This window comes from Bacillus sp. FSL L8-0167, from assembly GCF_038630295.1.
GTDB lineage: Bacteria > Bacillota > Bacilli > Bacillales > Bacillaceae > Bacillus > Bacillus safensis.
The window spans coordinates 1,027,821-1,046,555 of the sequence record NZ_CP152027.1; the positions used below are offsets into that span (position 1 = coordinate 1,027,821).

Here is an 18,735-nt window from a genome sequence, read left to right on the forward strand (position 1 = left end):
TGAATCACATGAGGATTCTGCATACGGCAGATTGGCATTTAGGAAAAACCCTTGAAGGCCGGAGCCGGCTTGATGAGCAAGCACAGTTTTTAGATGAGCTGTATCAAATCGTAAAAGACGAACACATTGATGTCATTGTCATGGCTGGAGACGCCTTTGATACAGTGAATCCGCCTGCTAGAGCAGAACAGCTTTTTTATGAAAGTCTATCCGCCTTATCAGATAAAGGAAAACGTCAGGTCGTGGTCATCTCAGGCAACCATGATAATCCGGATCGACTATCTGCCGCATCTCCTTTAACTAATGATCAGGGGATTCATTTAATTGGTTATCCGACAAATGACATCATCCGCGTCGATGTTCCTTCTTCAAGTGAACGTTTATCCATTGCAGCACTCGCTTATCCGTCTGAAGCGAGACTAAACGAGGTGCTGGCTGAAACATTTGAAGAGAAATTGCTTCGCGATCATTACAATTTAAAAATACAGCAAGCGTTCCAACATTTAAGCACTCAATTTCAAGCCGATACGGTCAATATCGCAACGAGCCATATTTATGTGGCAGGAGGAAGTCAAACAGATTCAGAAAGACCGATTGAAGTAGGCGGTGCATATACCGTTGCGGCAGAAAGCCTGCCAGAAGCAGCCTGCTATGTGGCCCTTGGTCATTTGCACCGCCCGCAAACCATCAAGCGTGCCAAAACGATTGCCCGCTATTCCGGGTCGCCTCTTGCTTACAGCTTTTCTGAATCAGGGTATGCCAAATCAGTCACGATTGTAGAGGCAAAACCTAATGAAAAAGCAAGCTGGAAAGAAGTGTTGTTATCAAGCGGCAAACCACTTGTGAAATGGAAGGCAACTGAGGGACTGAGTCAAGTGCACGAGTGGCTGGATGAAAAACGGGATCTTCAGGCATGGATTGATTTAGAAATTCATTTAACAGATCAGCTCTCCATAGAAGAGATCCATCAGCTCCGAAAGCAGCATAGCGGGTTTGTCCATATTAGACCGAAATTTAAAGAACTTCAGCAAGTGGAAGAACAAAAGCAAGCCGAAAAGCTCTCAATCGAGGAGCGGTTCGTGAAATTTTATGAGCGCCAGACAGGCGGCGGTCTTCCTGATGAAAAAACAGTCAAGCTGTTTTTGGAGCTCGCCAATGAAATGCAAGAGGAGGAAGCGACTTGAAGCCGATTACGCTAACCATTAAAGGACTTCATAGCTTCAGAGAAGAACAAACAATTGACTTCAGCTCATTATGTGATGCAGGTGTGTTTGGCATTTTTGGACCGACAGGCAGCGGAAAGTCGTCCATATTAGACGCCATGACCCTGGCACTTTATGGCAAAGTGGAACGTGCGTTAAATAATACACATGGTATTTTGAACCAAGCGGAAGAGAAGCTGTCAGTTTCCTTTACGTTCGCTTTACAAAAGGAACACCACATTTCTTATAAAGTCGAACGTGCTTTCAAGCGGGCAGATGAAATGAAAGTCAGAACGACACTATGCCGTCTGATTGAAATTGGGGATACACAGACAGTTCTTGCAGATAAAGCGAGTGAGGTCAATCGTAAAATAGAAGAATTACTCGGGTTAACCATTGATGATTTTACGCGAGCGGTTGTCCTGCCTCAAGGGAAGTTTGCAGAATTCCTTTCCCTAAAAGGAGCCGATAGACGACAAATGCTACAGCGTTTGTTTAACCTGGAAAAGTATGGGGATCAGCTCGTTAAACGTTTGCGCGCAAAAGCGCAGAATCAGTATGGACAAAAAAATGAACTGCTTGCTGAGCTGAATGGCTTAGGAGAAGCTGGCCCAGAGGCGCTCGCAAAGGCAAAGGAAGCGGCTGAGCAGGCAAAGGCTATTTTTCATGAGAAAAAACAAGCACGGGATGAAGCGTTCACTGCTTTTACAAAGGCGCAAACAATTTGGCAGTATCAAAAGGAACGAGAAGCCTATGAGACGGAACTAAACCATCTGAATCAACTGGCACCATCAATGGAAGAAAAAAAGGCCAAGCTTCATATTGCTGAGCAGGCAGAGGCATTAAAGCCTTATGCGGATGCATTAACAAAGGCTGAAAATCAGCTTTCTCAAGCATTAAAAGAGAAGCAGGAAGCAGAAAATCAGCTATTGCATCAACGAACGATCTATGATCAAATGACGCAGAACTATGAGCAAGCAAGGCAAAAGAAAATAGAAACTGAGCCAGAACTTCTTCAAAAGAAAGAGCAGCTGCTTCAGCTAAAGGAAATTGAACGGAAAAAAGAGGCGGCTCTTCAGGAAAAGACGGCAATCGAACAGCGAAAAAACGATACAGCGCAGCAATTATTACAAAAAAAAGAAGAAGCAGACAATCTCCAATCTTTGTTAGAACGTGCACTGGCAAAACAAACACAGCTGAAGCGTGAGCTGGAGCAATTACAAGTCTCTGTAAAAGAACGGAAAAGTGTACAGGATGCTTTGCGTTTAAGCGAAAATGTTCAAAGAATACACCAAAGCATACACAAGGAAGAACAAAAGATGGAGGAGCTCAAAAAGCGATCAACACAGACCGCAGCAGCATATGAAAAGCTTCAAAAACAGCAAAAAGACCATCATGAAAAAATAGACCAATCGTTTCAAGCGATTGAACAGCTCTATTTCTATGTATGTGAATTCGAACGGGCTTTTACAGAATGGAGTAAAAGAGAACAAAGTCAGAAGCTCGCAAAATTAAAACAGCGTGATGCTGTTAGGGCGGCAGAATTAAGAAAAGAATTAGCGGCAGAGCTCGTAGATGGTGAGCCATGTCCTGTTTGTGGATCGATTCATCATGATCCAAAGGCATTGGAAAACAATGACCATGAAGAAACAGTGGCACAAATCGATGAAGTGATTCAACGGATGGACACAGAGCTCAAGCAGGCAGAGGAATATACAAGAGACATGTATGCCGCCAAGCAGTTATTGGAAACGCACGCCAATCAATTAGTAAAGCAGTTTGCCTTTTTATCTCAGAAAGCTCCAGGTGCGGAAGTTGCAGCAGCAGTAGAAGCAGTGCAAAAGCCGGAGTCCTTGCAGTATCTCATGCAAGAATGGAAAGGCTTGAAACAAGATATTCAAGAAGTTGAACGTAAACGAGCTCGTTTAATGGATGAAACATACGATCAAGCAGCAGAGATAAGCAAGACGAAAGATCAAATGACATTTGATCAGCAGCGTATCGAAGAATTAGACGGGCTGATCAAGGAGCTTCAATCTGAGCTTTCAGAGCAAACGTCTCAATTTGAACAGGCCTTCCCGCACTTTACATTGCACCAAGTACAAGAGATGCAAAAGCAGATCGACGAAAAGGACCAGCAAGCGGAAGGCTATAAAGAGCGTATTGAGAAAAGTATTTCATTTTTGGAAGAAAAACAGCAGGCAAAAGAACAGCTGCAAACAGCCATATATGATGTAGAGAAGGAACTTGATAAACTAGCGCATCAGCTAGAAAGCCAGCAGCAGCTCATTTATCAATATGAAACAGATTTAGGGAGATATCCATTGAAAGCTGTCTCTATTTCTGAAGAGCTGATCGAGGTTGAACACACGCTTGCTCGTCTCAATGAAATGGAACAGCAATCGTACAAGCAATTACAGCATGCGCAGGAGCTCTTTAGTGAAGCACAAAGTCATTTTTCAAGCTGTGAGCGTCAGCTTCAAGAGGCTGACCGGAGAAAACAAGAAGCAAGTGCAGCATGGGCTAAAGAATCGGAGTCTTCTCCTTTTGATAAGCCTCAAGAGATTGAATCTGCTTTTATGAATCAGGCAGTACGTCACTCGGTTAAACAGGAAATTGACGAATTTGAGGATAAAAGAAAGCAATGTGCCGCAAACTTAAAGCGAATTTCTGAGCTGCTGAAAGATGAGTCACTAGATGAAAAGCAGTGGTCTGATATTCAACTGAGGAAAGAAGCGGCAGAGAAGGCATTGGAAGAAGCAACAGTGATGAGCGGCTCTGCATATGAACATCTGCGTGTAATGGAAGAGAATCACCAGCGATTTGCAAGTATTCATGAACGCTTGGCGGAGCTGCAGCAAGAAATTGATCGGCTCGATAAGCTGCAAACCGTGTTTAAAGGAAATACATTTGTTGAGTTCTTAGCAGAAGAACAGCTGGAAAGTGTCAGTCGTGATGCATCTGCCCGTCTTGGTATTTTGACAAGACAAAGGTATGCGATTGAAGTTGATTCAGAAGGCGGCTTTGTCATGCGTGATGATGCGAATGGCGGTGTCAGACGTCCAGTGTCCAGCTTGTCCGGCGGGGAAACCTTCCTGACGTCGCTTGCGCTTGCACTAGCTCTTTCAGCGCAGATTCAGCTGAGAGGTGAGTTCCCGCTGCAATTCTTTTTCCTTGATGAAGGCTTTGGTACCCTTGATCAAGACTTGCTCGATACAGTGATTACCGCATTAGAGAAATTACAGTCTCAAAACTTAGCTGTTGGTGTCATCAGCCATGTGGAAGAATTGAAAATGCGGCTGCCGAAAAAACTGATTGTCCATCCAGCAGATCCAAGCGGGAAAGGGACAACAGTCTCAATGGAATTAATGTAAATATTGAGGTGATGACACGGTGGCAAAGCAAACAATTGGATTATGTGAGATGTGCGGAAGACAAGATGTCCTGCTCACAGAACATCACTTAACGCCAAGAGAAGAGGGCGGGGCTTTTTTACCGACTGCCTTCCTATGCATCCCTTGTCATAAACAAGTACATGCCCTCTTTACAAACCAGGAGCTTGCCGCACGTTTGAATACAATTGATGCGCTGAGGCAGGATGAAAAGCTTGCTTCGTACATCAAATGGATTCGGAAACAGCCGGCAAGCAAGCTGGTCAAAACGAAAAAATCGAGACAGCGCAGAAAAAAATAAGCATAAAAAAGCGCTCCTCTATTTGAAATGGGTGTAGAGGAGCTGCTTTATGCATTGCCTACCATATTCTGATCATTTAAGTCAGGATCCACATAGTTGGTGGCGCTAATGCCATTATTTAATATCAAGAAATCTCCGGTATTCCCCGCTCCAGAGCCTAAAGCAGATTTTGACGAACTTTTAGGCGACAGGTAGAATGAGTCACCGACGTTTACGACGCCTCCAGAAATAGAGTTAATGTAAATGGGTCCGACAATTGCTGGCATAATCGACATCCTTTATTCGAAGTCATATCACCATCATATGCGCAGGTAGGTCCATTTGTGAGTTTTGCGGACTTTCATCATTGCTAAACAGCTCTCTAATATGCTTCACTCGCGCAACGCCATTCATTCTACAAGTAGAGCCGATTTGATAGACAGAGGACGATGATACCCCTTCTACATGGATTGAAGACACTTTAATCACAGGCTTTTCATGGTAAAATGCCGTTCTCACTGATCGTTCTGGCAGCATCAATGGAATGGGCTCATAATACACTTCAAATTCTTTCGCATCTAAATTTTCTGCTTCATAGCCATAAAACAAACTAATGGTTCGTTGAACAGCTAAAACCTTGACTGCCGGGCACAGCTCTTGTGTATCACCAATTTGAACCACACTCGAAATCCCGACAGAATTCACCTTTGAGAACTTCACTTTAGATGTGCGCTTGATCATTATCGAGGTGCCAGAGGAACAAACGGGCCAATAATCAGCGATTCTGGCGGTGTATCGAAAATCGAGGATAATTGTACATGGTCTGTGTCCCCGATGATAAACAGGGAAGAGGACGAAACCCCGACTACTTTAATGCTTCCGGTCTCGATGTTGCGGTTGACAACTGTGAAATTCATCCGTTTTCCTCTCCTTTCGTTTCACTTGGAATATGGGCTAAAAAGTGCTCAATCGCCCGCTTTACATCATGCTTCACATATTCAGCAATTTGCTCTGAACGCTGCAGCGGTGTCATTTCTTCCCGGTGTGGCAGCTGTCCCGCATAGTATTTGATCCTGCTGTCAATTTGCTTTCGAATATCCTCAATGATATGGTGTTTGTTGCTTTCATCGAGGGACCCTTCATATCGCTGTTCTAGTTCTTCAAGAAGTTCTGGAGCTTCTTCATTTAAAAATGCATCGACAAGCTGCCGTGTTTGATTGAAAAATTGATCAGCCATTTCTTGCTGCATCATTCCAATTCCCGGGGTTGTTGTTTGGCCCACTTCAAAGTTTTGAACACTGTTTGGATCAGATGGATTGAGGCCGATATTCAGCGTTCCTTCCAGCCGTTCGATTTTCAGTTGATCAAATTGATAATCAATCCGTTCAATATTCGTTGTCGGTTTATCTTTGATCATTTGTATTTCCTGCTGAAGCTCGTTAAGCCTTTTTTCAAGCATCATGATTTGTTGCGAGTGTTTTTGAATGATGCCATATACCTGTGAAGCGTTGCTCTGATAATCATACATTTACATACACCTCCGGGGATTGCAGATGACTTAAGTTGTTGGTGACTGAAGCGGTACAAAAGGTGCTGTGCTTGCGCCTTGAGATTCTTCAATTCCTTGTGTACCTGCTGCGGCAGGCGCTGCTTCTACGTAGCTTCCCGTGTTATACAGGTTGGAAAGGGCCTTGATGGATCCAGCACTCCCAATTTGCAGAACAGAGGAGTTACTTACAGACTCTACACGTAAATAATTAATTTGTATCGCTTGATTAATATAGAAGTTCAACGGATCCTCACTCCTTACAAGTTACCAACAAGCGGTTGATCAATGACATCACTGTCGTACGTATTTGTCACACTTTTGTAGTTGCTAATTCGCAATTGATCACCAGTATTAAAACTGCCTGCGCCAGCAAACGTTTTAACCTGACTATTTGGAGAAATAGTGATGCAGTCTCCAACATGAACGACTCCGCTCGTTCCGACGGCATTTACTTTAAAGGCTCCCACAATAGCCGGCATAGCGGTGCACATCCTTTATAAAATTAGGGCACTTGTTTTGGGCGTTTCACCATAGCTTATGATGGGTCTTTTAATGTGTGATTGTCTTTTTGAAAGCTTTTGATGAGAGGAATTAGATGTATGGTTTACCCTTTTTTTGAGCAATCTTTAGAGGTGGATTTGATGCCTTTATTTAAGAGTGTGTCAAGCTCTTGACTGCACCTGATCGTTTCTTCGGCATTCATCCCGAATTTTTTTGCAGTCTCAATTAAATGTAATCTTTTTTGTTCAATTTCATAATTGATCATAACGGACGCCAACTCTCACATTTTTTATCAAATAGAAGGATATGGTTAGTATACCCTATTTTTCTATAAAAAAAGCTGTTTCGTCAATATGAGTAATAAAGTGACAAAATTCGAAAGTGTTCTTACGTACCAAAAATCTCTTTTTTGATCTCAGTCTGTAAATAACGTCGTCTTTTGTTGATATATTGCCGGATTAAGTCTCTTTCAGACTGCAAGACATCTTTTCGATCTTTCGTATATGGATCATCTCCAATTCGATTCTCAATCGATTCATGCCATTTCTCGATGACTGGGCAGAGCCGGTCTTCTACAAAATGTGTATCGAGTACATGCTGGAAAAGTGTGTAATAGGCTCTTTTAAACGAAGGGATATCTAGTAATCTAGCAGTTAATGTATTAAACCCGTTTACTGGGATATAATCAAACGGCATTTCTTCTCCATGAATGTCACGACCCCATGTTGCATCATAATCCCAAGGAAGTACTTGAAACCTCCCTTGTTCATTTACATAAAGAGCGTAGTTATGAACAAAACCATCAAAGTTTTGTGTGCATACCACACCGATGAGCCAGCGGAAATACTGTGTCACATCTAGGTATTGTTCAATTTTTTCTGCAAAAGTGTCATCTTTCGCTGTGTTGAGAAAGTAAATAAATTCGCTCAGCCGCTGATCATGTTGAGAAGTCCCCGTTTTTTTCTCATATCCGAGAAGAAGGTGCTTTTTTGGTTTTTTATCAAAAGAACTCAAAAGGGAGAAGTTCGCGTCATCATCAACCGCATAATAAATGCCGCCTCCTGAAAGCTGCCGTTTTTGAAGAAAGAACTCATCGACAGATTCTATTTTCAAATAAATCCCTTCTTTTCTTCCATTTATGGTGAGAAACACATGAGAAGCGGCTGGGCTATGCACCCCCATCTGCTCAAAGAAATAAAAGGACAGCCTGTTTCGGATAAACGACGGATCATTGTACTCTGCATTTAAATGAAAGATGGATTCGCCTTGTCTTTGTTTTGGCTTTCGGTATTCAATTTGATAGGACTTTTTCTTAAGCTTTCTAATGTGCGATCCGCGGTATGAAGCATAAATATGTGATTTGGTTTGGCCGGTTTTTAGAATAGCTTCAACAGGTTCATCGTTCCAAATGTCTTTTTTTAATTCAATCAGGTCCTTTGGATGAATCCACATATCAAGTTGTTTTAAAGGTTCTGTGTTCATATGTTCATCAGCCTCCTATATGCTCTTCTTTACGATATGAAAGTGAAGGAATGTCCTGTACCGGCTGGTAGGTATTCATGGAGTTTTCAAGGAAAGAGGCATTCGTCACGAACACTTGTCTACCGAATCTCGTAACATAAAGCAGAGAAGATAAACAGCTTTGTCTGTTTGTTTTGTCGAAGATAGACTGGGAGGGGAATTGTTCGTGAGTACATTTGATCATTCACACATTGAACATGCAGTAGCTTCACTTCGAAGTGAGGGACGTGATCATCACTTAGATCGTGAACCAGAATCGAGACGTTCGCATAAGTCAGCTCGTTCTCGTCATTCAAGTCGCGGTCATTGGTTCTTTGGCGGTGGTGGACGCCGTAAATCACGCCGCAGTAAAAAAAGCTACAGAAGCTATCGTTCAAAGAAAAGTTATCGCTCTAAGAAAAGCTATCGTTCGAAGAAAAGCATGAAGAGTAAAAAGTCATATAAAAGCAAAAAATCTTACAGAAGCAAAAAGAGCGAACCGAAAAAGTCACATCGCAGCAAATGCAGATCTCATCATAAGAAGAGCTGCCGCAAGTCACACCGCAGCAAATGCAGATCGCACCATAAGAAGAGCTGCCGCAAGTCACACCGCAGCAAATGCAGATCTCATCATAAGAAGAGCTGCCGCAAGTCACATCGCAGCAAGCACAGATCCCACAATAAGAAGAGCCGAAAGTCGCGCCGCAGCCATCGATCTAAACGTTCTCATCACCATAAGCGCAGCCGCTCTTGCCGAAGATGTGGAAAGAAGTCGCATCGTTCCAGAAATAGAGGAAATGTTGAGCGTAAATGGGATCAAGGGAACATGTGGGAGTACCGCCGTTTCCGCTAAGCATTCAATCATCATTTTTGAAACCCTTTTTAAAAGAGAGTATGATAAAAAAGGGTTTTTTTTATTTCGTAGAGAAATAAAATGAGACATCATAACTTAGCGAAATGAAGATTGTGAGGGGAAGACATGAAGTTTTTTACAGGTGAGATACATAGCAGCATGTTTATTGGGGTAGTCATTGATGATGAATGGGTGATGGACGTCAAAAAGGCAGAAGCCAAATTATTTGAGCTTGAGACACTGCCAAACTCTTTATCTGAGTGTATCAAAATGGGGGACAAGTTTGTTGAACATGTAGGACAGCTTCTTGATTGGGCTGAGAAAAAAGAAGAAGACCGCGGTTCTTATGTATATCCGCTTTCGGACGTGAAACTCCATGCGCCGATTCCAAAGCCGTCTAAAAACATCATGTGTGTCGGAAAGAATTATCAAGACCATGTCATGGAGATGGGAAGTGCGGCGGATATTCCTAAAGACGTGATGATTTTTACAAAGGCACCTACTTCTGTCATTGGACACGAAGCGGACATTCTTCTTCATGAAGGTGTGACCAGTGAACTGGATTATGAAGGAGAGCTTGCCATTGTGATGGGCAAATCAGGGAAAAACATTGCTCCTGAAGAGGTCCAAGATTATATATTCGGTTACACCATTTTAAATGATGTGACGGCAAGAGATTTGCAGAAAAAACATAAACAATTTTTCATTGGCAAAAGCTTAGATACAACCTGCCCGATAGGACCTTATATCGTTCATAAGTCAATGATCGAGGATCATGGTGCGCTCCATGTGGAAACAAAGGTAAACGGAGAGGTTCGTCAGTCTGCCAGTACGGAATTAATGATCTTCACAATTGAAGACATTGTCTCCACTCTTTCAAAAGGGATGACATTAGAAGCGGGTGACATCATTGCAACAGGTACACCTTCTGGGGTAGGGAAGGGCTTTGAACCGCCTAAGTTTTTAGCTTCTGGAGATCGAATTGACATCACAATTGAGCCGATTGGAACGCTGACAAATCACGTCAAATAAAGCGCGTGATGACACAGGATTGTCGCTTTGTGTTCGACTTATTTCGTGGTACGATGAGAAGGTACTTGTTCTGATAAAGGGGGAAATCACAAATGGGAACACATTTACATATCACAGCATGGGTGCTGGGGATTATTTTATTCTTCGTAGCCTTTGCTCTTGCAGGTAAAAACGACAAAGGCGCTACAATTGTGCACATGATCGTTCGCTTATTCTACTTGATCATTATCGCAACAGGCGTAGAATTGTATGTTCGCACAGGAATGAAAATTCCAGGTTTCGGGGGCGAGTATATTGGAAAAATGATTCTCGGTATCCTCGTGATCGGTTTCATGGAAATGGTCCTAGTGCGCAAGAAAAAAGGAAAATCGGTGACTGGTGTGTTGATTGGGTTTATCGTATTTGCGATTGTGACCATTCTTCTCGGTTTACGTCTGCCGATCGGTTTCCATATCTTTTAATATAAAAAGGGCATTGCTTATACGAAGCAGTGTCCTTTTTATGTGGCATCAAATTGTGAAACGATCCGTTGTCCGTCTGAAGTGGTCCATTCAAAACGAATGTGGCTGGCTGCAGGCTCATAGTGACATTGAAGTGCAAGTGATTGCGTATCTGTCGAAAACTGAAAGAAAGAGACGCGCTGCATTGAATAAAAGGAGGAGAAGACACAATCATAGACGGAAAAACCAAGCTGCTCTACCTGTTCAAGGATGTGATCAAAAACGTTTTCCGGTACGAACATGAGAAGATCAAGCCATCCTTTGGCAAGGGACGCCGTATATTGAATGTTTTCTCCTCCCTGTACTTCTATTAGCTGCCCGTTTTCATGAAGAATCATAGAACCGAGCAATTCCCCTTTTGTCCATTGGTCATTTTCCTTCAAACAGATCATTGTGCTTTGAAGACTTTCTGGCAGCATGATCTCTCCTTCTTCATCTTCAATCAGACAATGCCCGTTTTCAATGAGCAAATACCCGTTACACCATCTTCGGCTGCAGCGTTCAAGCTGCTTCATTCGATTTTCCATTTGCAAAAGCTCCTTTCTTCTTTCTTTTCTTACCAAATCAAGCTTGTCCTATACGCCGGGAAAAAAGGACAAATCAACTATCAAGGAAACGATGCATAAACTAAGAAAGGCTGAATGAGAACACTTGAGGAAAAACGGATGGGAGCTGATGATGATGTGTGGAATTACAGGCTGGGCAGACTTTAAAAAGCAGCTCATCCAACAGGATCATGTAATCAATCAAATGACAGATACATTATCTAAAAGAGGGCCAGATGATACAAATACGTGGAAAAGTGAGCACGTTCTTTTCGGGCATAAAAGGTTAGCGGTGGTAGATGTAGAAGGCGGAAAGCAGCCGATGACATATACACATCAAAACCATGCTTATACGATTGTATACAATGGAGAGCTCTATAACACGGAGGATATAAGAAAAGAATTATTAAAAAGGGGGCACCGCTTTCTTGGGCATTCTGATACAGAAGTTCTTCTTCATGCCTATACAGAATGGAAGGAAGAGTGTGTCTCCCATTTTAATGGCATTTTTGCATTTGTGATCTGGGATAGTGAGCGTGAATTGTTATTTGCAGGGAGAGACCGGCTAGGCGTCAAGCCATTTTTCTATACAGAACGTCATCATTCCTTCTTATTTGGTTCAGAGATCAAAGCACTTCTTGCTCACCCTGATATCAAAGCAAAAGTCGATTATGAAGGGCTGTCGGAGATCTTTGGCTTAGGACCGTCAAGAACACCAGGTCAAGGAGTGTTTAAAGGGATAAAAGAGCTGAGACCTGCACATGCCTTGACCTTTTCAAAAGACGGACTGCGCGTGTGGAGATATTGGAATGTCAAAAGCAAGGAGCATACCGACTCACTTGATGACACCGCACAGCACATTAAGCATCTCTTTACAGATGCCGTGACAAGACAGCTCGTCTCTGATGTGCCTGTATGTACATTTTTATCTGGTGGCGTCGATTCTAGTGCCATTACTGCCATTGCCGCTAAGCACTTTGAGAAAATAGGGGAAGCACCGCTTCATACGTATTCCATTGACTACGAAGGAAACGATCAATTCTTTGAGGCAAATCAATTCCAGCCGAATGCTGACGGCCCATGGATTGATCAAATGACAAAAGCGTTTCAAACGAATCATCACAGCTGTATCATTGGACAAAAAGAGCTCGCTTCCTATCTGAAGGAAGCCGTTGAGGTTCGAGACTTACCGGGTATGGCAGATATTGATTCTTCCTTGCTTTGGTTTTGCCGAGAAATTAAAAAGGACTTCGTTGTTGGCTTGTCAGGTGAATGTGCTGATGAAATCTTTGGCGGCTACCCTTGGTTCCATATGGAAAATGAAACGAATGGTTTTCCGTGGATGAGATCGACTGAAGCGAGAACTCAGCTCCTGCAAGACTCGTGGCAAAAAAAGCTGTCACTTAAGGAATACGCGCAAAGCAAATATGAAGAAACGGTGGCAGAAACGCCTCTTTTAGATGGAGAAACTGGCGTTGATAAAGCCCGTAGAGAACTTTTTTACTTAAATATGATCTGGTTTATGACAACACTGCTTGATCGAAAAGATCGAATGAGTATGGGGGCTAGTCTTGAGGTACGTGTGCCATTTGCAGATCATCGTCTTGTCGAATATGTGTGGAATATTCCTTGGGAAATGAAAATGCATGGAAATCGTGAAAAAGGGGTTTTACGAAAAGCATTAGAGGGAATTTTACCGAATGAAGTGCTTTATCGAAAGAAGAGTCCTTATCCGAAAACACATCATCCAGCCTATACTCAGGCTGTGAAAGAGATGCTAACAGACTGCCTCGCGCAAAAAGACTCTGTACTTCACGAATTTTTAGACCCACATCAATTAAAGCAGCTGATTGAAACGGAAGGAGCTTCTTTTCATGTGCCATGGTATGGCCAGCTTATGAAGGGCCCGCAGTTGATTGCCCATCTTGCACAGATTCATCATTGGTTTGAAACGTATCGAATTGATATAGAAGCGTAATAAAGGGTCGGCTTTCTTGCACTTGTTGAAAGGAAGCCGGCTTTTTTGATACATAACATGAGACTTTTTGAGCACATCAAAAGTTGATCTAATCTTTCTAATTTGTATAATTAACTTAAAGTGAATTAATTTGGAGGAAAAAGGATAATGAAAATCATTGTGATCGGAGCGGGACCAGGGGGCCTTGCAGCAGCTATGATGCTTCAAAGCAAAGGACATGATGTTCATGTATACGAAAAACAGCCCTTTGTTGGCGGGCGTAACGCTAAGTTTCAACTTGGTGATTTCACGTTTGATACAGGTCCTACCTTTCTCAGCATGATTCATATTGCAGAGGAGCTGTTCACCTTTGCTGGTAAAAATCTTTATGACTATATTGATGTGATTGAATTAAAAGAGATGTATAGATTAATATTTCAAGACAATCAGCTCGATATGATTCGGGATCGCGATGAAATGTACAAACGATTAGAAGCCTTTGCACCTGGTGAGGGCGAAGGGTATCTAAGATTTATGAAGGATACAAAGCGCAAAATGGATCGTTTGACACCAATTCTACAAAGTAAAATGGACCGCTTTCATCATTACCTTCGCCTGAAGGTGATCAAAGCATTTCCACAGCTTTCACTAAATAAAAGTTTGTATGATGTGCTGTCAGACTATTTTTCGAATGAATCAGTGAAATATGCTTTTACATTTCAATCAAAGTACTTAGGAATGTCCCCGTGGGAATGCCCTGGTGCGTTCTCGATCCTTTCGTTTATGGAACATGACACAGGTGTATTTCATCCGAAGGGCGGTGTCAATCAGCTGTCAGAAGCGATGGCAAAGGCCGCGCTTGAAGCTGGAGCAGAGATTCATCTGTCAGCTGGCGTTGAAAAGCTGCTCACGGAGGGAAGGAAAGTAAAAGGCATTCGTTTAGAATCTGGGGAAGAAATACAAGCAGATGAGGTTGTCGTCAATGGAGACTTTGCACATGTGATGACAAAGCTTGTCGAGCCAGGACTCTTAAAGAAATACAGCGAGAAGAAATTAAAAAAGAAAAAATTCTCTTGCTCTACCTTTATGCTTTATTTAGGACTGGATACCATATATGATGAGCCGCATCATACCATCGTTTTTTCCGATGATTATGCTAGATTTGTCAAAGGCATTACGAAGACATATGAGCTGCCAGATGACCCGTCTATTTATATTCAAAATGCAAGTGTAACCGATGACTCACTTGCTCCAAAAGGAAAATCAGCTCTTTATGTGCTGGCTCCAGTTGCCAATAACCAAAGCGGTATTGATTGGGAGGCGCATCAAGATGAATTTAGAGAGCTTGTGCTGGATACATTGGAGCGGAAAACGGGCTTTCAGAATGTGAGACAGCATATAGAAGTCGAGCGGATGATCACACCGAAGCAATGGGAGGAAGACCTTTACGTATATGAAGGAGCTACATTTAACCTCGGCCACCAGCTGACGCAGATGATGGTCCTAAGGCCGCACAATGAATTTGATGAATTAAAGCACTGCTGGCTCGTTGGAGGAGGAACACATCCAGGAAGCGGACTGCCAACCATTTTAGAATCAGCACGTATCACGACAAATGCCATTCTTAAAAAAGAGAAACATTCACACAAAACAATGCCGCATCAAGAAAAGGGGAGCGCCTCATGAAAAAACATATATTAATTGCAGGCGGCGGTATTGGCGGAATGATCTCAGCGCTTTATTTAAAAAAAGCGGGACATGATGTCACCCTTGTCGAAAAAAATGAACGGCTTGGCGGGAGACTTGCTTTTGTACGTGAGAAAGGATATAAAGTAGATGAAGGTCCGACCATTGTCCTACTTCCTGACATGTTAAAAGGCATTTTACATGAGGTAGGAATTGACGATTCATCTCTTGATCTGCTGCAGCTTGATCCGCTGTACACAATTCAATATCAAGATGGAACCTCCTATACGAAATACTCTGATGCACTTCGTCAGCTAGATGAAATCAGACGTGTATTTCCAAAGGAAGATCAAGGGTTCCTGAGGTTTATGGAAGAAATGACAGACCGGTTTCAAGAAGGGCAGCAAGCCTTTCTAGAAAAATCATTTCACGAAAAACGTACATTTTTTACAAAAGCGAATATGAAGATTTTAATGAAATTAAAGGCGTATCGAACGGTACAAAGTGCTCTGAAAAAATATTTCTCAGACGAACGCCTGCGAGATGCATACGCACTTCAAACCCTCTATGTTGGGGGAAACCCGTATGAAGCATCGGCTATTTATTCGCTTGTGTCCTATAGTGAGCACGCGCATGGAATCTACTATTTAAAAGGAGGCTATGCGAGTTTAGTAGATATATTGGAAGGGCAGCTCATCAAAATGGGTGTGCATGTAAGAAAAAATGAAGAAGTCACGCAATTGGTGTTTGAGGGGAAACGGGCAGTCAAAGCTAAAGTAAATGATGAATATGAAACCGCTGATGCATTTGTGATCAATGGAGATTATCCAGCTGCGTTAAAACAGCTTGGTTTAGACGAACAAGATCGCCGGAAATACGTGCCGTCCTCTGGCTGTGTGATGGTGTATCTCGGGTTAAACAAGATGTATCATGAAGCACCTGTTCATCAATTTTTTATGGGAGAACACTTTGATCAGCATATGAAAGAAGTTTTTCAAACGAAAACGATTCCTCAAGACCCGTCGTTTTATACATTTAATCCATCGATCATTGATCCATCTCTTGCCCCAGAAGGTTGCAGTGTTCTATACATGCTCGTTCCCGTTCCTTCAGGAGATCATATCAACTGGGAAGAGGAGACAGAGTTTGTCGAGAAGATGGTGGATGTCCTTGAGAAAAGAGGCTTTCCGAGATTGCGAGAGTCGATTGTCTGGAAAAAGGTCAGAACACCAAATGATTCCTTGCGAGAAGGATTGTTTGAAGGCGGCAGCTTTGGACTTGCGCCTAATTTGTTTCAATCAGGTGTCTTCCGCCCGCAAGTGAAGGTCAGTGAGACAGATAATCTTTATGCGGCAGGTGCTTCCATCCATCCGGGCGGCGGGGTGCCGATCGTGATGCAAAGTGCGAAGCTTATGGCTTCTGTACTACTAAAAGATTTGAATGATAGAAAGGAAGTGAAGCTAAGTGGTTGATGTACAAACAGCATTAAAAGTGTGTGAGGAAACCATTCAAACCCATTCAAAAACGTTTTACCGGGCCTTTTCCATGCTGCCTAAAAAGAAAAGACAGGCCGTCTGGGCCGTATATTCCTTTTGCCGTAGAGCAGATGACATTGTAGATGAATCCCCTTCGCCAAAAGAGGACCTTGCATCCTTTCGGGTTTCGTTTGATCGATTTTTACAAGGTGAGGTAGACCGGAATGATCCAATATGGGTGGCGCTAGAGCATACATTTCAAGAGTTTCGGATGGATGAAGCCCCGTTCCGTGACCTGCTCCAAGGACAGGAGATGGATTTAGAGCAGCAGCGATACGAAACGTTGGATGAACTGCTCATCTATTCCTATCATGTTGCTAGTACAGTTGGGCTTATGCTCCTTCCCATTATTGCACCGCGTAAAAAAGAGCAGCTAAAAGAAGCAGCCATTTCGTTAGGGATTGCTATGCAGCTCACCAACATCCTTCGAGATATCGGCGAAGATCAGGCTGAAAGAGACCGCATTTATTTGCCAAAGCAAGTGATGGATCAATTCGGGTACACAGAGCAAGAATTGCAGGAAGGGATTGTGAATCAAGCCTTCCAGCACGTCTGGGAGTACATTGCCTTTGAGGCAGAGGCATACTACGAGGAGTTTTTTGACCATCTTCATGAATTCCCGCTCTATTCACGAATACCGGTGAAAGCAGCAGCCTACTTTTATAAAGCCATTTTAGATAAAACAAGAGAAAACGAATACCGCGTCTTTACAGAGCGAGCATTTATTTCAAAACAGGAAAAAGCACTTATTTTAGAAGATATTACGTAAAAAAGGACTGCACCCGCAGTCCTTTTTATGTGGAAGAAAAACGATACTCCGTCCATACTCTGGAACGCCAGCGCCTATACATGAAGATACCTCTTACCCATTCATCCACAATAAAAGAAATCCAAACCCCGATGAGCCCCATTTCAAACTGAATGCCTAACAAATAAGCGATCGGAAGCCCAATTCCCCACATTGAAATCATCGCCATATACACTGGAAACTTCGCGTCACCAGCAGCCCGCAATGAATTAATAATGACCATATTAAAAGAGCGTCCCGGCTCTAAAATGATCGTCAATAGGAGAAGTGTGGCGGCGATTTCAATGATTTCACGATTGCTAGTGAAAAAGGTAAGCAAATGCGTCGATGATAAAGATAAAGCAGTGGAAGAAAGAAGAGAGATCCCAATGGCCCAGTATAAGCTTTTCATACATCTGCGGTAGGCAGCATCAAATTCTTTCGCTCCAATATGGCGCCCGATTAAAATCTGTGTCCCTTGGCTAATCGCTGCACCAAACAACATAATAAACATCATCAAATTTTGAGTGTAGACCTTTGCGGCTAAAGCCTGCGTTCCCATAAATGTAATAAACAGTGTAATAATCATTTGAGAGCCGTTATAAGAAAGCTGCTCTCCAGCAGAAGGAATGCCAATTTTCAGCAGCTTTTTTAAATGCGTCCGCTGGATGTGAAACATACTCTTCAGTGAAAAGCGCAATCCAATTCGGCGGCGGACAATGAGGATCATCGCCATCAATCCGATCAAACGAGCCAGCGAGGTTGAAAAGGCAACACCCATGACACCTAATACAGGAAAGCCAAACGGACCAAAAATGACCAAATAATTGCCGGCAACGTTTAGCAAATTCATTCCGATGGTGACATACATCGTGTCTCTTGTATATCCGTAGCTTTTTAAAATAGCACTATACGTCATAATGAGTGCTTGAATAAAAGAAAGCAGGCCGACAATTTGTAAAAAGACCGCCGCATCCGGCATGAGTTCACTTGATAAGCCCATCATGTGCAGGATTGGAACAGCTAACACAAACATGAGGAGACTAATGACAAAGCTGATCAAGAAGTTGGTTCCTAGTGAGACATAGGCGACTTGAGTCGCTTCCTGCTTGCGGTCAGCTCCTAAAAGCTGCGCAATCACAATGGTCGTTCCTGTTGTAATGAAGCTGAACATGACAATTAATAAATTCAGGAGCTGGTTGCTTACACCTACTGCGGCCACACTGTTATCGGAGTATTGGCTGAGCATAAGTGTATCAGCGCTCCCCATGAGCATATATAAAGAGATTTCGATAAAAATAGGCCAAGTTAATGCAAATAATGAAGGGTGTGTTTTCTCATCTTTGGCTTGAACCTTTTCATATGACAGGGTTTGAGATTTCATCACATAGCCCCCTTTCGTATAAATCCGATTTA

The 18,735-nt window shown here is 42.7% G+C and carries 20 protein-coding genes; 9 read left to right on the forward strand and 11 right to left on the reverse strand.

The genetic code is table 11. The annotated features are described in order from the left end of the window. Positions 1–8 precede the first annotated feature (8 nt). From sbcD to MHB66_RS05165, 3 genes are read left to right on the forward strand one after another with little or no spacing between them, the layout of a single operon-like run. Positions 9–1,184, forward strand: coding sequence for an exonuclease subunit SbcD (sbcD, locus tag MHB66_RS05155; protein ID WP_046310472.1), 1,176 nt, complete (start codon positions 9–11; stop codon positions 1,182–1,184). Then, positions 1,181–4,576 carry an SMC family ATPase gene (locus MHB66_RS05160; RefSeq protein ID WP_046310474.1) on the forward strand — a complete coding sequence of 1,132 codons (3,396 nt, stop codon included), beginning with the start codon at positions 1,181–1,183 and terminating at the stop codon, positions 4,574–4,576. The genes sbcD and MHB66_RS05160 overlap by 4 nt, the downstream gene beginning before the upstream one ends. Before the next feature lie 19 nt (positions 4,577–4,595). Continuing rightward, the gene (locus MHB66_RS05165; protein ID WP_034282144.1) at positions 4,596–4,895 is read left to right on the forward strand and encodes a hypothetical protein; all 300 of its coding nucleotides are present in this window, start codon (positions 4,596–4,598) and stop codon (positions 4,893–4,895) included. A gap of 47 nt (positions 4,896–4,942) precedes the next feature. Here the strand turns inward: MHB66_RS05165 and MHB66_RS05170 are convergent, their stop codons facing one another. From MHB66_RS05170 to MHB66_RS05210, 9 genes are all read right to left on the reverse strand, one after another. Next, positions 4,943–5,161 (reverse strand): spore germination protein, encoded by a 219-nt coding sequence (locus MHB66_RS05170; RefSeq protein ID WP_003211468.1) that lies wholly within the window; start codon positions 5,159–5,161, stop codon positions 4,943–4,945. Between the two features lie 22 nt (positions 5,162–5,183). Continuing rightward, entirely contained in the window at positions 5,184–5,615 is a 432-nt protein-coding gene (locus tag MHB66_RS05175) for a spore germination protein GerPE (protein ID WP_041117063.1), read from the reverse strand. Beyond that, positions 5,615–5,791 (reverse strand): germination protein GerPD, encoded by a 177-nt coding sequence (locus MHB66_RS05180; protein WP_003210893.1) that lies wholly within the window; start codon positions 5,789–5,791, stop codon positions 5,615–5,617. The genes MHB66_RS05175 and MHB66_RS05180 overlap by 1 nt, the downstream gene beginning before the upstream one ends. Continuing rightward, positions 5,788–6,402 carry a spore germination protein GerPC gene (locus MHB66_RS05185; RefSeq protein ID WP_041117065.1) on the reverse strand — a complete coding sequence of 205 codons (615 nt, stop codon included), beginning with the start codon at positions 6,400–6,402 and terminating at the stop codon, positions 5,788–5,790. Before MHB66_RS05185 ends, MHB66_RS05180 begins: the two co-directional genes overlap by 4 nt. A 30-nt stretch (positions 6,403–6,432) precedes the next feature. Continuing rightward, entirely contained in the window at positions 6,433–6,666 is a 234-nt protein-coding gene (locus tag MHB66_RS05190; protein WP_003210877.1) for a spore germination protein GerPB, read from the reverse strand. A 14-nt stretch (positions 6,667–6,680) separates the two neighbouring features. Continuing rightward, the gene (locus MHB66_RS05195; protein ID WP_003211745.1) at positions 6,681–6,902 is read right to left on the reverse strand and encodes a spore germination protein; all 222 of its coding nucleotides are present in this window, start codon (positions 6,900–6,902) and stop codon (positions 6,681–6,683) included. Between the two features lie 125 nt (positions 6,903–7,027). Then, positions 7,028–7,189 carry an aspartyl-phosphate phosphatase Spo0E family protein gene (locus MHB66_RS05200; protein WP_029707539.1) on the reverse strand — a complete coding sequence of 54 codons (162 nt, stop codon included), beginning with the start codon at positions 7,187–7,189 and terminating at the stop codon, positions 7,028–7,030. Positions 7,190–7,311: 122 nt separating this feature from the next. Beyond that, entirely contained in the window at positions 7,312–8,406 is a 1,095-nt protein-coding gene (locus MHB66_RS05205; protein ID WP_046310481.1) for a CotH kinase family protein, read from the reverse strand. A 670-nt stretch (positions 8,407–9,076) separates the two neighbouring features. Next, entirely contained in the window at positions 9,077–9,292 is a 216-nt protein-coding gene (locus MHB66_RS05210) for a hypothetical protein (RefSeq protein WP_046310485.1), read from the reverse strand. Between the two features lie 111 nt (positions 9,293–9,403). Here MHB66_RS05210 and MHB66_RS05215 point away from each other — a divergent pair, with 111 nt between their 5' ends. Both MHB66_RS05215 and MHB66_RS05220 read left to right on the forward strand, forming a co-directional pair. Then, positions 9,404–10,309: a fumarylacetoacetate hydrolase family protein gene (locus MHB66_RS05215; RefSeq protein ID WP_034282137.1), complete on the forward strand. Its 906-nt coding sequence runs from the start codon at positions 9,404–9,406 to the stop codon at positions 10,307–10,309. Positions 10,310–10,401: 92 nt separating this feature from the next. Beyond that, entirely contained in the window at positions 10,402–10,770 is a 369-nt protein-coding gene (locus MHB66_RS05220) for a YisL family protein (RefSeq protein ID WP_046310488.1), read from the forward strand. Positions 10,771–10,808: 38 nt separating this feature from the next. Here MHB66_RS05220 and MHB66_RS05225 read toward each other — a convergent pair whose 3' ends face one another. Further along, positions 10,809–11,336, reverse strand: a complete 528-nt coding sequence (locus tag MHB66_RS05225) for a DUF2777 family protein (protein WP_041117073.1) — start codon at positions 11,334–11,336, stop codon at positions 10,809–10,811. 154 nt (positions 11,337–11,490) lie between these two features. Between MHB66_RS05225 and asnB the strand changes: the two genes are divergently transcribed. The 4 genes from asnB to MHB66_RS05245 all read left to right on the forward strand — a co-directional run bounded on the left by asnB (position 11,491) and on the right by MHB66_RS05245 (position 17,301). After that, a complete protein-coding gene (gene asnB / locus MHB66_RS05230; protein WP_041117075.1) occupies positions 11,491–13,332 on the forward strand; it encodes an asparagine synthase (glutamine-hydrolyzing) in 1,842 nt (613 codons plus the stop codon). 147 nt (positions 13,333–13,479) lie between these two features. After that, positions 13,480–14,997: a phytoene desaturase family protein gene (crtI, locus tag MHB66_RS05235; RefSeq protein ID WP_046310490.1), complete on the forward strand. Its 1,518-nt coding sequence runs from the start codon at positions 13,480–13,482 to the stop codon at positions 14,995–14,997. Beyond that, positions 14,994–16,469: a phytoene desaturase family protein gene (crtI, locus tag MHB66_RS05240; protein ID WP_034282128.1), complete on the forward strand. Its 1,476-nt coding sequence runs from the start codon at positions 14,994–14,996 to the stop codon at positions 16,467–16,469. The genes crtI (MHB66_RS05235) and crtI (MHB66_RS05240) overlap by 4 nt, the downstream gene beginning before the upstream one ends. Then, positions 16,462–17,301, forward strand: coding sequence for a phytoene/squalene synthase family protein (locus tag MHB66_RS05245; protein WP_046310493.1), 840 nt, complete (start codon positions 16,462–16,464; stop codon positions 17,299–17,301). Before crtI (MHB66_RS05240) ends, MHB66_RS05245 begins: the two co-directional genes overlap by 8 nt. Positions 17,302–17,326: 25 nt before the next feature. Here MHB66_RS05245 and MHB66_RS05250 read toward each other — a convergent pair whose 3' ends face one another. Beyond that, positions 17,327–18,703 carry an MATE family efflux transporter gene (locus MHB66_RS05250; protein WP_034282125.1) on the reverse strand — a complete coding sequence of 459 codons (1,377 nt, stop codon included), beginning with the start codon at positions 18,701–18,703 and terminating at the stop codon, positions 17,327–17,329. Between the last annotated feature and the right edge of the window lie 32 nt (positions 18,704–18,735).